This is a genomic window from Legionella impletisoli (assembly GCF_900639875.1).
In the GTDB taxonomy this organism is placed as follows: domain Bacteria; phylum Pseudomonadota; class Gammaproteobacteria; order Legionellales; family Legionellaceae; genus Legionella_A; species Legionella_A impletisoli.
The window spans coordinates 161,589-178,754 of the sequence record NZ_CAAAIA010000004.1 but is presented as its reverse complement, the minus strand read 5'-3'; the positions used below and the strand labels follow the sequence as shown (position 1 = coordinate 178,754).

Below are 17,166 nucleotides of genomic sequence, written 5' to 3'. Positions count from 1 at the left end.
ATTTATTGTTGAATGATATGTTGTGTATTACGACCGAAACGACCACCTCCAGTATAGGTGGCCGCAAGCTTGTCAAAAGCGACTTCGCTTGGAAGTTGCTCATATTCAAGACCAGCTTTTAGAATATTTTTAATGGAGTGATAATTGATCGTGTCAAATTCAAGTGCCCGCTGGCAGGCTGCTTCTAAGCGTGCATCGCCATACTGCCGAGTTAACCCTAAGATCCCTTGAGCAGAGCGCAGATGTTCACACACTTTGTTGGCCAACAACGTTTCTATTATTAGGGTACAGCTCGTACCTATTTTTTTTGCCTTGCTTAAACACCATTGAGTATCCTGCATTTTATAAGCCAATGCATTTGGTGGAATATGTTCATCAAGCGTATGGCGAGTTCCCGCTTTATTGAGTCTTGGATGAATGGCGACCAATTCGTGCTCTTGATATAAGCGAATACTTGTTTCACAAGCCCTTAACCACAATGCCTGTCGAACATATTTATAAGGAACAGAGTAACGACACTTTTCATATTGAACATGGCAGTCCCCATGGACTTTTACTTGTTTCCATACAGATAACTCAAATGGTTGTGCAGGCAGTGAGTTAAGCGCGTGTTTTTCTAGTTCTGTAAATTGGGTAAGAGGTTTTTGGTAAGTGCTTCCATGTTTACGATTCCCTGCTGTTTCAAGAACCCACTCAGTCAATTGCTCATTGGCCTGGTGCAGGCTGCGAAACTCGCGCAGTGGCATGAAGTTTTTTTTAACGTACTTCACCCCAGCTTCAACTCGTCCTTTTTTCTGAGGATCTCTTGGGGGACATGGTGATATGATAAAGCCATAGTCATCGGCGCAACTGGCATAAGACCTTTGTACTTCTGGGTTATGGTAGCATGCCTTGGTGATGGCACATTTAGGATTATCGATGATTATCTTTTTAGGAACACCACCAAAGAATTCAAAAGCACGACGATGACAACCAACCCAGGTCTCAACGGTTTGGTTTGTGACTAACTCAACATACTGATGTCGACTCCAACAAAGCACCATTACGAAAAACCATGTTTTGCTCTTCTCACCGGTTATAGCATCAACAATCTCTGGCCCTTGACCAAAGTCAACTTGAGCACACTCTCCAGGAACAAAGTCCAGAACTGTCGTGATAGATACGGGAGTTTCTTCTTTTATTTTCTTTACCAGTCGCTGCACACAGTTATACGACCCCGTAAAGTTATACTTGCGCTGCAAAGTTAAAAGCATGGTGGTGGCCTGAATGCCTTGCTCTGTCCAGGTACGAATTTCCTGTTCGTATGCTCGTACCGGTGAGCTTGGCTCTTTGGTGGATGAGTTTTTAAAAAACTCCGCTAAAACAGGCTCTTCAGGCAATTTAGAATCAGCTATCAGCCAGCCTTGCTCCTTGGCTACCTTTTTAATTTGCTCTGCTTTATGGCGCCCAACTAAGCCATGCTTGGCTATTGAGCGACACGACTCACCTAAACGAATACTTTGAATAACCTGACGATATTCATACATTGGAATACTCCTATTGCTCATGCTTTGCTCCCTGATTGCCTTCATTGCTGACATCAGAGTACAAAACTAAATTCAATTTGAGTATTTAGGGTAGCTCCATTGGGTGATGATCAAATGGCTCCATTAAGTGATGACGAAATGGCTCCATTAGGTGATGATCAAACTGGCTCCATTAAGTGATGATCAGATGGCTCTATTAGGTGATGATGGAATGGCTCTATATTGGTGATGATTGACAGTCAAAGCGGTTGTATCGCGGGGAGGAAGGCCTGATCTCGCAGGGGAGTATTTAGCACAAGTTGAAACACCAACGCTTTTAATTGTGGGTGGACTTGATGATGTCGTGATCGATCTAAATAAACAAGCCATAAGTCAGATGCATTGTGAAAATAAACTTGAAATTATTCCTGGTGCAACGCACTTATTTGAAGAACCTGGAGCGTTAGATGAAGTAGCCAAACGAACCAAAAATTGGTTTTTAAACTATTTACCCATAACCCAGAGGTAGTTATGTGGAGCTCTATTTTATCTATGTTTAGCCTTCTTCTGATTATTAGCACGTTATTGCCTTTTCATAACTCAAAAAAATGGTGGGTACGAAATTTTGATTTTCCGAGGTTACAGATTTTCCTGGTTTCAATTGTAACGCTGATGCTCTTTCTTATTACTGATTCATTAAATCATTGGACCATATATATTATATTTAGTTTGCTCATCCTAGTTGCTTTGTACCAAGGCTATAAAATTCTTCCTTACACGGTTTTCTATTCAAAACAAGTAAAAGACAGTAACGCTCACGAAGAAAGTCTTTCCTTGATTACCGCAAATGTTCAAAAATGCAACAAACAGGTTGAAAAATGCATTTCTATGATTAAAACATATAAGCCAGACCTTGTTTTATTACTAGAAGTCGACCAATGGTGGGTCTCACAATTAGACGAAGTCATAAGCAATTATCCTTATCAAGTCTCTCATCCCTTAGAAAATACTTATGGGATGCTGCTTTTATCGCGATTCGAGTTAGTAAACCCTGAAATTAAATTTTTAATCACCTCTGAAGTTCCATCTATTCATACCTACGTTAAACCAGCTAAAGAGCAAAACTTCAAATTAATATGCTTGCATCCTATCCCCCCTACGCCACCTGCCGCAGATGGAAACAATGATAGTGTGGAGCGTGATGTTGAATTATTAAAAGTTGCTGAGATGGTGGCTAAAACGAATGAGCCAACCATTGTTTTAGGTGACTTAAATGACGTCGCTTGGTCCAAAACAACCTGTGAATTCCAAGCCACCAGTCGACTTCTTGATCCAAGGCAAGGGCGAGGAATGTTTAACTCATTTAATGCCAAGTATTTTTTTCTTCGTTTTCCTTTAGATCATATATTTAATTCCGCTCATTTCCGATGCAAAGCTTTAAAACGCCTTAAAACCATAGGATCTGATCACTTCCCTATTTATATTCAAATGTCACAAAAGCGTTAAGGTTTCGCTCGTGATCTTGCCTTAAATGATATACCCGTAATCTTTCAAAATGCGAGATTTTAAACGCATTTATTTTTCTTCCTGCTCAATTTTAAAAAAGGAAAAGTATAAAACTCGCATTTTGAAAGATTACGGGTATATAGCTTATTCCTATAAAAAAACGTTAATATTGGATGATCCGCGTATTTTAACATCAAACGAACCAAGGATTGGGTGTGATTAAACAAAGGAAATGGTCTGATTTTAAAACGAATCTTCCTCCTGCCCTGCTGTTTAGTGTTCTGGTAGCCAGCTTAGTCTGGGGTATTAGTTTGTTAAACGTCTTTAAATTGGTGGAAGGGTACGTCTATGACTATATGCTCGTTTCAACCCCGAACTTTCAAAGTGAGAGTAACTCTAATGTCTTATTAATTCAAGCCAATCAAGGAGTTCATGCAATTAGTGAGGCGTCCTGGATACAGTTTTTGGAGGGTATTGAACAATATAAACCAAGTCAGGTGGTTTTTTTATTTTTTCCTACCCAAGCCAGCACCTTGTTTTATTCAAAAGCCAAACAATATAAAAATGTCGTATTTGGTCGCCGAATTTTATCAGATACTCAAGGCTCTGTGCTTGAGCCATGGCCAGAAAGTGCTAAAGCGTTTAATCTTCCTTTTGGTGTTAAGGCTCTTCCAGAAAACCAATACGGTGTTTACCGATTTCAACGCACGGTTTATTCTTTAAACAATCAATCTCTACCCGCCGTTGAAGTCCGTGTGGCAGAACAATTGGGGCTTTGCACCAAACTACCTAAAGCGAAACGATATTATGTTGATTTTTTATCCGGATCAGCCACGCTTCCTTTTCTAACGCTCTTTCAAGCATTTCAAGGTGATCTCGTGTCTGAAATGATAAAAAATCGCGCGGTAATCATTGGAGTTGCTTCGCAACGCTCAAATGATTTAACTACCCCACTGATTCGAAACGGTCAAACTCTTTCAGAACCTCAATTTCATGCCTATGCCCTACAGACTCTTTTGTCGCAACAAACCATTCGATGGATGGGGTCTCTTTTTAGCTTTCTACTTCTCGTGCTAGTCAGCATGGTCAGTTTATTGATGTTGAATAACACGTACAGGCAAACCACAACGATATTATTATTCAGTCTACTTATCCTAGATTTTCTACTAGCCTGGGCAATTCTTGCCTGGTTTAAGTTGTGGATCCCACTCGTTGGGTTATGGCTCATTCATATCGCCCTTTATGTGGTCTTAACACGCTATCGATTAATTGATGAAGAGAAAAAATCTTTAAGAGCATTGTTTGAGTTATCAAGCAAAATTCAAGATAAACCTCTGTACAGCAAACTGTATGCATCCGATCAATACTGGTCAAACGTTATTGTGATGCTCAACCAAACGCTTGAATTAAGCTGTGCTATCTTTCTTGAGTGCATTCCAAACTCCCACCGACTCAAAGAAGTAAGCGCCTTAAATTGTAGCCTAAGTCACATCAATGAACGGCGGCGAGATTATCATCGTGAGCCCTATAAAACCGCAATTGAAACACAGAAATTAATACAAGTGGAAGCGTTCATTCGCTGTGGTGATGGCAAAAATCAATTTTTATTTCCGTTAATTCATATGAATGAGGTTTTAGGATTTTGGGCGTTTTGCATAGAAAAAGAACAAAAATTAAGCCGCGATAAAAAAATTTATATTAATCAACTAGGTCATCAAATTGCATTTTTTTTACACCTTCGAGAACAATGGCTTCAAGAAGAACAATATAAAGAAAATATAATACTTCGCTTTTTAAACCTGGAGCGTCATTATAGCGTGGCTGAAAAAATGAAATTATTACTTGAGCAATTGGAGCGACGTTTAACCATTACCCAAGATTTTTTAAATGCTCAGAGCACGGGCTGCATTTATTTTGATCTCTTTGGAAGGAAATTACTGGCAAATAAACGGATTGAACAAATTTTTAAGCGCGCTGAAATACCCATCGAAGAAATATCTGCTCTGGATTTGTTGGAAAGCATTACCGAACTGAATCTAGATAAGGCACGTGAAGTTCTGCAAGAACTCATTGTAAAAGGTACTGAAAAAAATTTTGAGATTCAACTGCCAAACCATTACGAACAACGTTTCCAATTACGTCTTTCGGTACCCAATGCAGACATTGAACCCTATAAAATGCATGCCGAGGGAATGCTTGAACTTGAAAGACGAGGTTTTTTATGCGAGTTGATTAATATCGAAGATAAGCCTTAATTAGGTATGGCTTGTACTATCTGAATGAACCCTTAGGTTAAAATGAATATTTTTCCATTACAACTTTTTCCTTATGCGCTATCCAGTTCTGTGATTACCACAGTTTGGATTGGGGTGTTTGTGATTGCGTTTTTTAATCTACGATTAGGATGGTTGTTGTCTGGATTTGTCATTCCAGGATACTTAGTCCCGCTTTTGATTATTAAACCCTTATCGGTATTCGTGATTTTCCTAGAAGCCATCCTAACTTACGGGTTTGTATGGATGTATTCTCACTATTTCACTAGAACCTATTATTTTAATTACTTATTTGGCCGTGATCGTTTTTTTGCATTATTTCTTGCCAGTGTTTTGGTACGCGTTGCGATGGATGGCTTGGTTTTGCCAGAAATAGCACGCTACATCAATCTTTATTTTGGGATGCAACTTGATTATCGTGAAAGTTTGCAAAGTTTTGGTTTAATTATTGTTGCTTTGATCAGTAACCAATTCTGGAAGGCTGGGTTAACTCGTGGCTTACTTCAGCTTTTGATTACGCTTGGAGTAACTTATTGTCTTGTTCGCTATATTCTCATTGATTGGACCAACTTTGATGTCAGCAATTTGCAATACATGTACGCCAATATTGCTATGTCCATGCTGGCAAGCCCAAAATCCTATATTATCTTAATCGTCACAGCTCTTATTGCCTCGAGATTAAATCTTCGCTATGGATGGGAATATAATGGCATTTTAATTCCAGCCTTGTTGGCTTTGCAGTGGTACCAACCTATTAAAATCGTCTCTTCTTTTGTTGAAGCATTTATTATATTGGGTCTTTCGTCTGCCCTACTAGAGTCACGATTATTCCGGCATAAAAACATTGAAGGCGCTTATAAATTATTATTATTTTTTAATGTCAGTTTTGCATATAAGATGGTTCTCGGTTACTTATCGTTCTATTTTTTCCCAACGATTCAGATTACGGATTTTTATGGATTTGGCTATTTGCTATCTACATTAATTGCCATCAAAATGTACGATAAGCACATGATGGCGCATTTGACGCTAAGTACCTTACAAACCTCCATTATTTCAATATTCATCGCCAGTATCATTGGCTACAGTTTAACCTTCATACCACAATTTACGACTAAAGCAGAAGCACTTGATTTTGCTGCCCCTAACATTCTTACGTTGCCCCAAAAAGCTTCGTTAGAAGAAGCCTTGAGAACTGCAAAAGTTCAGTTGTACCAGAATAAATTAATGGGAACGTTTAAACAGCCCACATTACAAGAAAGAAGACTCTTTACTGAAGCGGTTAAGACGCTTCTCTCGTTAAAGTCGACTGAAGATAGCCCGATCCTGAAACAGGCTCAAAAACAATTAAGCCAAATTCATTATCAACTCAATCGCATAGAAAATCGTTATTTTTTATTAGAAGAAATCCCTCCCATGAATGGATGGGGTCTTTATGTTATCGACACTCAGGCTCCAAGTTATGGGCTAATTGAAGTTCCGAGACCTTTAAGTGAAGAAAATACCTATGATTTGGGTGCAGAACTCTATGCGCTTTTCAATGCCAAATCATTTGCGGTATCTGGAAGGCCTATGACCAAGAATGCCAGCCCCAATGCGGATGTTTTAGCCAATCCATTAACGCTATATCAAGCATTTCATAAAGTAGCCGCTCATGAAAACGTGATTCAAATTCGAGCTCAAAATAACCAACAAGCTCAAATCCACATATTCATCAAAGACACGTTGCCCTCTCTTTTAAATTTAAGAATACTAAAACAATTGGCAGGCTCCATGGAGATTGAATGGGAAAAAAGTAACGAAGCGAACTTGCAATGGGATGAAACCACACAAGGATTCGCAGAAATTGTCTTTCCCGCAAACAGAGCTAATCGTTTATTAAGCGCGCTCATTTCACCTAAGTTTTCGTTAAAAACGCTTTCTTCTAATCAACGACTTGAAGGCTATTTATTAGAAAAAATACATAAAGAAAACCATTTGGCGGATAAAGGGACTAACTTATATAAAGCGCCAAGTCTTTCTGAATTATTATATTTTGATGAAGAAGTAGTATCTCCTTTGCAAGCACTTTCATCGCATAAGCCATGGGCATGGACTCAACCCATTTTGGACAAATTAAAGATTATCAACGCTCATGCCTATGCCATGGGTTATCAAATAACCCATTACCATCATAAAGAAGTAGACGAACATTATTTACTTATCCGCGAAATACCAAATTCAAAAGAAAGACATTATGGTGGTTCATTTATCATTCGTTTGAATCATTATAACCCCTATCTCGTACAAATACCGCGTCCCCTTTTTGAAATCAATAGTTTTGAATATGGTGTAGCACTCTTTGAATTATTAAATGCCAGAGTCTTATTGTATGCTGGAGCTCATCCTTACACCAATCTTGACAAAAGCTCGGATCTGTTACGATACGTGAATCGCCAAAATTTTATAAATCAGATCACTCAAACATTCTTGCGAGAGACTGGGGATAAACCTTATATGCTGATTCAAAGTCGTGCTTTTGGTTTTCATCCCAAATACCCTGCACCTGAAGAAGATGTGCTTCTTTCATTTGACGATGGCGCCACACGTCCTGAACAATTTTCAACCTTTGATAAGCAACTAATTCGGGCCATCAAGCAAATGGGATTAACTCTAAAAATGGTGGGTGGTTCTAAGGGAACCGCAGGTTACGAGGCAAGTGGGTCGTATATTACGCGCTATTTTGAACAATTGAAAAACAAGCAATTAGCCATAGTCTGGTTGTCGCCTATTGTTAAAACGCATTTTCGAACCCCTGAAGATAATCTCTTTCATGAAGCAAAGTTTAAAGCAGCTAATATCCCAACTGTAAATGCTGCACTCTATTCTTATTTGAACTCGGTAAAACGCGGTAATTCAGATGAAGTCCCTGAGACTTTAAAAGAAGAGATTAAGCGCTACATGACTCTACAAGATATTTTAATTTTGCAATCCATGGTTAAATCCTGGCCTGAATTTCAATTTAAGCGTTTAATCGATGCAAATAGCACACAACCGTACCTTCTCGTTTTTGATGATAAGCATCGCTTACGAATAATCGCTCATTTAGCGGCCCCCGATCCGAGTTTGTCTATTCGAATTAATGCAAACATATTGCCTCGTCGCGTAGTGAATGAATACATTGAAACCCGAGCGGCATGGCTCATTTTGGAACATGAATCATGAAGAAAGGGTTATTTTTAATACTGGTTCTATTAATAATAGCAACAGGTTGGTTTTTTACCCTAGAGACCAAACCTGAAAATCCAATCACTCAAACAAGACTGAAAGAAGCTGAACCGAGTATTGTTTATACCCTAAAACCGAAAGGATGGTTAGAGTTCGAATTACCGCCAAAAACTTTGTCTGTAAAATTAGTCACCAATGCCGACCTCCCTTCTACCCTGGATATTATGCCAGAAGACAATTGGCCTTATGCAATTGAATATCAATTGATTGGACAAAATGGCCAGGTAATTGAACGCGACGTACATCATTTTAAAGCCACAGTAAAATATTATCAGGATCCAAGATTTGAAAAACCTGTGACCTCATCCTTTTATTTATCGTCTAAATTTATTCCTTCAGCGGGAAAATTAATCCATTTAAACTTTAAACATATGCCGGATGTTAAATCGCTTCGAATTCGCTTATTAGACAAATCCCCTATTATTCATAAAGTTAGTATTCGAGTTTATGCGAGACGCACGGTTCCTGATTACGAGTACCCCATCCGTTGGTATCGATTAAATCAAGAGCAAAAGGAAAAAATAGCAAAAGGAAGCCTTTTTCCTCCACACCTTCTCAGCGAGGCAGCGGTGCGAAATCTCATCAGTGAGACGTTTCGACCAATAGCCCCGAGTGGAATCAAGGACACTGATTATATAGCACGTAATTTATACACCATTGAACAGGCGTCGTTAGATGAAATAACGCCGCCAGTTTTACCGAAAGGTGTGTTTGTGGATCAAATTGTTCATGGCGTGATTCCATTACCCAAAGGCAAAAATGCTATTCGGCTTGAATTTGAGCCAGCTAATTTAGACAATCCACCTCCCTTAAACAGCCAAATTTTAATTCGTTGGCAAGATAGAACTGCATTTGAGTTTCAACAATTTACCTTAAATTGGGAGGGAAAGCCCATTCAATGGGAACATCATTTTTCCCAAGGACAACTGACCATTATGGCAGCGGGTCAACTGGTAGTACGTGCCTATGAGCTCGGCGCTAAACCAATAGAAATCACACCAGAACCTCTTTATTTACGAACCTTTGTAAGCCGACTTAATGAACCGGTGAGCTATCGTATTAATCACATCCACCATCACCCAACCTTATTTCGTATTGATTTTCGTTTGTTATTACCTGATGAAACCGCCTCGTTTTATCAGAGCCAAGTGGATTACGCATTAATTGATAAGCATGGAAACACCATCAAAATGGGGTCTTTAACCATTAACCCTGCTGAGGAAAATGAATGGTTATCGCAATATGAGCGCGTGGCAAAAGAACCAGTTCAAACGCGAGTATCTTCACCCGTTAGTTACTTTTTTGTGATGCAACCCGAAGTAGCTGAAGTTCGTTTTTCATCTCATAACCCAGTACTTCTTCGGGCATATAACAGACCTTATCATATGCCTCGTAGCATAAAAGTACCTGAGGCATATTATTTTTTAGATGAACCTGATTTAAGACAACCGGCCTGGTTTTCTTTAAATCCAATTGCCAAAGCTCAATTGCTTTTAAACAATCAATCTGTTTTATTAACAACCCAACCTGAGCCTCCGGAGGTGAACTGGGCGGTTCTTGTCCAAAATTATTTCTGGGAAGATTTCCACCCTCTAGGCAATTGGTTTGGTCGCTTGATATTAACTCCCATTGATGATTACGTAGCACTTCGCGAGGAAGCGTTAGCTAATGTCTTTCAGGCTGTTCCATCAAATACGATTTTTTCATTAACGCTTCGGGGATTTCAGCATAAACCAAGTGTAGATCCTCGCTTAGCCTACGTTAGAAAAAAAATTAATTCGATGCCTTTTAAGCTCAAGGTAGACGGGAAGTTGCATTATAAGGGTCTACTAACTGGCCAATCGGGTGAAATCTTATTGCCCCCATTAAGTCAAGGTAAACACACCTTTGAAATTAGCAGTTACGATAATGCTTCATTTTTTATGAACCATACCTCCACCTCAAAAGGAAATCTTTTGAAGCGCTTAGTGAACTATTTAGGAAGACAGGCGTTGGAGTTTCATTATGAAAAACTTAGCCTTGGTGAAGAAACATTATCGCTGCGATATTATGTTCCCTATGGAACAACCAAACGCAGCAAAGTTGCCGTTGAAATCGAAGCACCGCAAGAACATAAAGGCCCTTTGCGTTCTTGGAGCTTATTGAACCGAGTATTTGATATTGAGCCCAATTTACAAGCAAAAGTACCCGTATTAAATACTCCGACTCAAACGGTAGATAAGGGGCGCTTGCTTACGATACCCTTAGGAGAAGATGTCAAACCAGGCGTCTACAAAGTTCGAGTTACGTTATTAGAAGGGGAGCCTGGTTACGTGCTGTTATCACGCTTATTACCCAAAGATTCGGGTAAAAAACGAGTCTTTATCGAACCACAGGTACGTGATGTTAAATTATATTAAACCTAAACTCCTCTTTAATCTTATCCTTTTAGTAGGCGCACTCTATACCTCTTATTCCTGTGCGAATGTCTATGAAACAATGTATCCTATTTTACTCGAAGCAAGTCAGGGAGGCGCTTACGTAAACCCAAACCAAGAGGAACTTCGCCAAAGTGAGGCCTTATTTTTGCAACTGTTTCAGGGAAAGCAAAACAATAAACTCAAGCAAAATTGGAATAAATTGGGGTTTGAAGTAGAAGCGTTCGATGAAACAGGAGAACGTTTTCTTTTAATTCGTGAAAAAAAAGATCGCAAAGAAGGACGAGGTTTTTATTTATTTCGGATGGATTTAAAAGGCAATACCCTACAAGCTCCCCATAGCTTTCATGATAGACTAACTCGCGAAATCGCTTTGAAATTATTTACTGAGGGCAGTTTTTCAGCGGCTTCCTGGAATACTCTATCCAGGAAAAAACTAGATGTCGTTCGTCACCAAGATAGTTTTTTAATGGCTTTTAGCCGTGCCTTTGCTAAAGCTTACCCTTCTCGTACATTAATTCAACTCCATGGCTTTTCACAATCCAAACGATTGAGTGAAGCGGGAAAACATGCAAATATTATTATCAGCAGTGGCACTACTTATCCTTCTAAAGCCGTTCAAAAGATAGCGCACTGCATGAAAAAAACGGTGGATCACCACGTCTATATTAGTTTTATCGATATATTTGAGCTGGGAGGAGCCAAAAATACCATTGGTAAAATGCTTCAGTCATTAAGACACCCCGGTTTAATTCATCTCGAATTAAGTTATGGTTTTCGAAAAGCGTTAATGGATAACCCTGCTTTATTAATACAGCTTATGGACTGCTTAGAAGAATGAACAAAGCCATACTGGTTGGGATTTGTGTAATAGGTGGATTATTTTTTTGTCAAGGAGCCTATCCCGAGCTCGATAATCTTCAAAGTGTTCTATTATCAGCTTATGAAACCCCTTTACGCTGGGATAACATCGAGGGGCCACCCGCGTGGGTATCGGGTACAAAACCCATTTATTCTCCAAAACTTGGCATGCATCTTGTCACCTTGCATCCTGGTCAGTCTGTTAAAGTGCGTGTGTCAGAGCAAAGCCGATTACGTGTGTTTAGCCCCTGCCAAAGCCTTTCAAATTCCGATTTGGCAGTCGATACCTCCAATGGCAGTGGACTGTATGCCAAGATTCAGCTAATTCCAAGCACTGATAAGCACTCTCTCGTCAGCTCTTCGGCCTGGTACAAACCAAAACTTTTTATTATTTCCCGACCGATAAAGAAAAAAACGGCGCTTCAAATTGGCTTGTTTGCCTCTCGCTATGAATACCTCCCAGAAATTGCTCCTTATCGCAATCTAATTCCTTTGTGTTCTAAAAAAGTGTTCATGGGACGAGAAATTGACGGTGGGCAACAACCCTACTGGCTTTTAGAACCAGGCGTTGAGCAATCACTTTCCATTAAAGGCCCGGCAAGGCTTGCGTTTGAAAATCGGATGGCCTATCCACCGTTTGAATCAAGTTTGGTACAAACTTATCATCTCAAAACCAAACTGGATAATAAGCCTTTCAAGACATTAGAATTCGTCACATCGGAAGAAACCAGTTGGCCTGTTAAAATAAATGGGCAATTTGAAGTAGTTGGTCGACTTGAACGAGGTTTTTTAGACATTCCTTCTGGAAATCATACTTTAGAATTGCAATCCTCGGTACGATTAATTGGCCGTCTGCTTAAACAACAAAATCCAGATTATCTATTTCCTGCCTTAAATGGACCTCGCTGCCCACCAACTGCAGCCAGCAATCTCATCAACCAATCAAGACCTGACTTATGGGACATGAACGCTTCATATATTAAAAACATAATTGCACATCCAAACACACTACCTGCCAAAACGGAACTCGTCGCCCAACGCATCATTCGAGACAATGCCAGAAAAGCAGGGGGTATTCTAGGCGTTATGGTGATGCAACGATATGCAGCACTTCATCAAAACTACCCACTTATTCAAGAAGTAGCTGATGAATTGTTTGGGTATCATACATTCTATCGCACAGTCAACCCGACTAATAAAAACCCGCGCACCTCCCAATACTTTGCCTGGTTTCTTCCAAAACCCTTACATAATTTTGGTTTTCAAGGAAAAGGGCTGGTTGCAGCAGAACAATTTTTAAATGCCTTACTGGAAAGAATCTCTAGTGCAGAGTTTGTTGGCTTACCTACGGCAAAAGCAGAACAAGAGTCTTTAAAACATCGCTACTATCTATCTAAACGGCCTGCTCCGATACCCCTACGGGTGGTTGTAGATCCCGCTCGTACAACACCAGGAGCTTTATTTTTTATCCAATTCAATAATCAAAAGCCCATTCCAATGCACGTCACATGCAATCCCGAATTGCCATGGCATGAATATGCTTTAATTCAAGGACAAGCCGGCAAGGAAATGCTCGCTCAGCTTAAAAAAGAGCACTCATGCCCAACTTTAAGCGGCCCTTTTAGTCAATGGAAAACTCCTGGGCCCTTAATTTTAGCGAATACTTTGGAATTGACTTTACCGATGGGAGTCCAAGTGGTAAAGGCTTGGAAAGCGGATGATAAAAAACCAGTTTCTTTAGCTATACAATACCGTGCATCGGATCCTTTTGTCTTATCTGAAACCAGTTATTGGGCTGCAATTTCTCAATTACCTCCTGGAGTGCCGATTATTCGCTTATTACAAAACCATTTACGCATTCCCCATGCCAGTGACTTGCCAGCAGCTGAAAAAACCCTACAAAACCATTGGCTGCCTCTCATACAGTTTATTCAGTCTCGTTATAAACAGTTTTCCGCACCAATCCGTATCCGAAATTCCAAGGATAAGCCAATCAAACCGTCCACATTCAGCCCAAAGGAAATAGCACAACAAAGGCAACAAGCTCAGCAATTTGAGCGCCGTTTAGAATGGCTGCCCGCACTCGAACTATGGAGTAAGTTATCACAGCAAGGCTCAGGAAATATTCAAAATATGGCGAAGCGTCATGAGATCGAAGCCTTATATCATTTGGGAGAGCATTATCTTGCGGAAACCAAGCTACGAAGTTATCTCTTATATGGTGACGCTTCCATCAGAATTTGGGCCTACCAGAAACTTTTAGAACTCTATAAACAACAACATGCTATCGAAGAAATTTCGACCTTAACCGCGGCCATGATGATGATAAAACCAGAGATTGGGGTAGCAAAGCAACTGATTGAAGCCTTGCTTGCTGAAAATGAACCCCATCTCGCCCTGATGGTTGGGTTAACCTTACCAGAACCCCTACAACCTACTCCGGTGTTGTTAAGAGCCGCCTATCAAAGTCGCTGGTGGGGGCTTTATTCACAACTCGCTCGCAAACTCCCGACCTTTCAAGAGCAGCAATTTTGGCATGCCTTACGACGAATGGAACAAACAAAGTTTAAAGAAGCACTAGCGCTTTTTACAGCGGCGGGGTCTTTAGGCAAACCTTGGAAAGAAAAGCTGCTTGAAGGCTGTGCAATAAGACAACAAATTAATTCTTTTGATCCTAAACTAAGAGAGCAGGGCGTGAGAGCATGGGAATACTGGCAAGCAAATCAACCCAGTGATTATCTATGGAAAAACGAAGACAGCATTATTCAAGATTATGCCAACGGATACACGCTTTATAGCATTGAACGGGATCTCTACTCACAAGCCTATGAAGGCACAAAAAATCGTCCTGTTAAAATGCATATTATTGGCCCAGTTAAAGTACGTCTTGAAATTCGACCCATGCATCAAAACCTCTCGTATAAACCACTTGATGGTTGGTTTTACATTTATGAAAACAAAACGGTGCAACCTTATGCCATTACCAACAACTTCCCTTCAGAAGCCATTAAAATAATAGGCAAGCCCAATGGCGTAGCTGGGCAGCGGTTTTTTATAGAATTTGAGCTAGGACCGGGTCCTCATACTATCAAAGCAGGTGCAGGCGCGCTTTCTTTCTTATTACGGCCCTATTTGCTGCGCCCAGAAATCCCCATTCCGATTTTACCTATTTTAAACTCAGCAACTAGACAGGCGGCACTTCAAGGTGGCTTAATTGAACGAAACGAGGCTAGGAATCCCTGTTTTTTTTATCACTGTATCACTGCGATTAAAAATAAATCCGAGTGTACGCAACAAAAGACCGCAATTTCTTTATGCAAAGAACGATGTCGAAGCTAATCAAAAGATACGTCTACAATTTAGCGATCTACGTTATCGTCTTGAGCGCCTTTATTTTTTTTTCATCCACTTCATCCGCAACTTACGTAAATACCAAGCCTGAACCCAGTAAGTTAACGGAGCAAAAAAAAGAAGCCATCATCCAAAAAATGAATAGGTTGCTCTGGTTAGCTGAGCATAATCAAGACCAACGTGCTGAAGCTTTAGCGAAAGGAGAGATGTTATTTTATACCTACCCTGAATTTCCTGAATTACAACCCCTTAAAGCACGATTAACTCGACATTTGCAATGGCTTTTGTTTACGAATATCGATAACAGCGCAGGCGTTCGATATTTTAAACAAACACATTGGCGACCTGAGGGACAATTGATGCGGGTTAGAAAAGCATTAACTCCAGCACTCTCCGAGAGAGAATTTGTTTTAACAGCGGAAGGCCGATTAGTTTATACGCTTAAATCGCAAAAAAAAGTGCACTTAGGCATCCTGATGCGAGTAGCTGATGTTCCTTTTCTTTCACCAGCGTCTATGACCGTTCAATATCAGCTTGATAACCAAAAACCAAAACAAATCACGTTTACCCCGAACCAAGTCAGAACAAAAGTATGCATTTATGTACCCAGTGGTGAGCATTTACTCAAAGTTGAGATCGTAAATCCTGTTTTTAATCAATACCTTATCCTTGATTTTGAAGAGAATGGACTGAAGCCGGTATTTAAACAGTTTGAAGAGATTTATTATATTGCTACGACCAAACAACCGGTACAATTTAAAATGGTAGGTCCTGTGCTCATTCGCATTGATGAAAAGCGTGAGCACCAATTCATAACCCGTTATCATTTCGTTCCTGCAGGAGAACATACACTGGATTTATTGCCTTCGCGCAATCGAGCTGAAGGCTTATTTCGAGTATCGCAACGGATAGAATACCAACGAGTCAAAACCGCCGCTCCTCGCTATAACGAAGTGTCTTATCAACCTGTTTTACCGCCGTATGATACATTGCCCACCCCCAAGTCTCCTAAAGAAGTGTATTTACATGATGGACTTAAGTTAGGTGGACAAGAAGATGGCACCTGGAGTTATTCATTAGGAGAAATTAAACGCAAAAATGTGTTGGAGCGAGACGTCAGTGATCTTGATCTCGAGGAATTTTTAGAGCCCAAATTGTCCTATCATATTTACAATGAGCACTTGAACACCTATTTCACGAGCACCATGAAAGAGCATATTCGTCGTTATGGCGGTGCAACGTTGGGTCTCGTTGAGCGGATTCAATTTCGTCCAAACTGGCTTCCGGTAAACATGACGCTTTATGGTGATGCCTTTTTCCAAAACCCGGATGGTAATAAGTGGATCCCTTTAGATGGCAAACAAGAATGGTCAACCACCTGGATTGGCTCCATACATCAAAAACGAGATTTTACCCCTAAAACCTTCCACATCCCCCGCTTTTCTGCCTTATTTCGCGGCATGAGTTTAGACAGCACAGAAGATTATGATTTGCGAACCATTGATCAAGATATTTTCACAACCTATACCTCCGATCACCGTCAAATTTTTGAATTTTCTGATACCTTGTACCATAGGCCATGGCTTGACTCGATAGCCTATGCTGGTGGTGATGTTGCCAATAATGAAAAACTGAATATTTTATACAGCAAAATAAATCTCGGTTGGCAGCAGCTTCTTGGACCATTTCAAGCCGGTTTCTCATATCAATACGCCAAATATTATCCTGAAGATTTTTTAAGAAGAACCTATGGATTTGATCTTCTTTGGCAAAAATGGTGCGATAGTTTAAATTGGTATGAAATAAAATTTCAGATTCAACAAGACATCGATGCTCCCGCTACCACGGGATTTCTGGTATTCACTTGGCGAAACAGCAACGGCCGAGGTTTCCGAGACTTTGCTCCCGAACCCTTTCAGTTTAGAGACATACGCCAGCGAGAAATTCCAAGTTGGCCAAACAATACAATTAAAGTGGATTGAACCG

9 protein-coding genes are annotated in these 17,166 nt (G+C 40.1%); 8 read left to right on the top strand and 1 reads right to left on the bottom strand.

The genetic code is table 11. The features are described 5' to 3' along the window. Window positions 1-2 precede the first annotated feature (2 nt). On the bottom strand, window positions 3-1,526 hold the full coding sequence (gene istA, locus E1O41_RS06025) for an IS21 family transposase (protein ID WP_131776458.1): 1,524 nt from the start codon (window positions 1,524-1,526) through the stop codon (window positions 3-5). A gap of 232 nt (window positions 1,527-1,758) precedes the next feature. Between istA and E1O41_RS06020 the strand changes: the two genes are divergently transcribed. From E1O41_RS06020 to E1O41_RS11740, 8 genes are all read left to right on the top strand, one after another. Next, entirely contained in the window at window positions 1,759-2,034 is a 276-nt protein-coding gene (locus E1O41_RS06020; RefSeq protein WP_308423383.1) for a dienelactone hydrolase family protein, read from the top strand. 2 nt (window positions 2,035-2,036) lie between these two features. Next, on the top strand, window positions 2,037-3,011 hold the full coding sequence (locus tag E1O41_RS06015) for an endonuclease/exonuclease/phosphatase family protein (protein WP_131776418.1): 975 nt from the start codon (window positions 2,037-2,039) through the stop codon (window positions 3,009-3,011). Between the two features lie 215 nt (window positions 3,012-3,226). After that, the gene (locus E1O41_RS06010; RefSeq protein WP_165481129.1) at window positions 3,227-5,266 is read left to right on the top strand and encodes a CHASE2 domain-containing protein; all 2,040 of its coding nucleotides are present in this window, start codon (window positions 3,227-3,229) and stop codon (window positions 5,264-5,266) included. A 42-nt stretch (window positions 5,267-5,308) separates the two neighbouring features. Next, window positions 5,309-8,488: a poly-gamma-glutamate biosynthesis protein PgsC/CapC gene (locus E1O41_RS06005; RefSeq protein WP_131776416.1), complete on the top strand. Its 3,180-nt coding sequence runs from the start codon at window positions 5,309-5,311 to the stop codon at window positions 8,486-8,488. Beyond that, the gene (locus E1O41_RS06000) at window positions 8,485-10,950 is read left to right on the top strand and encodes a hypothetical protein (protein WP_131776415.1); all 2,466 of its coding nucleotides are present in this window, start codon (window positions 8,485-8,487) and stop codon (window positions 10,948-10,950) included. The genes E1O41_RS06005 and E1O41_RS06000 overlap by 4 nt, the downstream gene beginning before the upstream one ends. Further along, window positions 10,934-11,809 carry a hypothetical protein gene (locus tag E1O41_RS05995; protein WP_131776414.1) on the top strand — a complete coding sequence of 292 codons (876 nt, stop codon included), beginning with the start codon at window positions 10,934-10,936 and terminating at the stop codon, window positions 11,807-11,809. Before E1O41_RS06000 ends, E1O41_RS05995 begins: the two co-directional genes overlap by 17 nt. Next, window positions 11,806-15,168 (top strand): hypothetical protein, encoded by a 3,363-nt coding sequence (locus E1O41_RS05990; protein ID WP_131776413.1) that lies wholly within the window; start codon window positions 11,806-11,808, stop codon window positions 15,166-15,168. The genes E1O41_RS05995 and E1O41_RS05990 overlap by 4 nt, the downstream gene beginning before the upstream one ends. 41 nt (window positions 15,169-15,209) lie before the next feature. Next, complete coding sequence (locus E1O41_RS11740) at window positions 15,210-17,162, top strand: hypothetical protein (protein WP_207384509.1); 1,953 nt, start codon at window positions 15,210-15,212, stop codon at window positions 17,160-17,162. The last annotated feature ends 4 nt before the right edge of the window (window positions 17,163-17,166 follow it).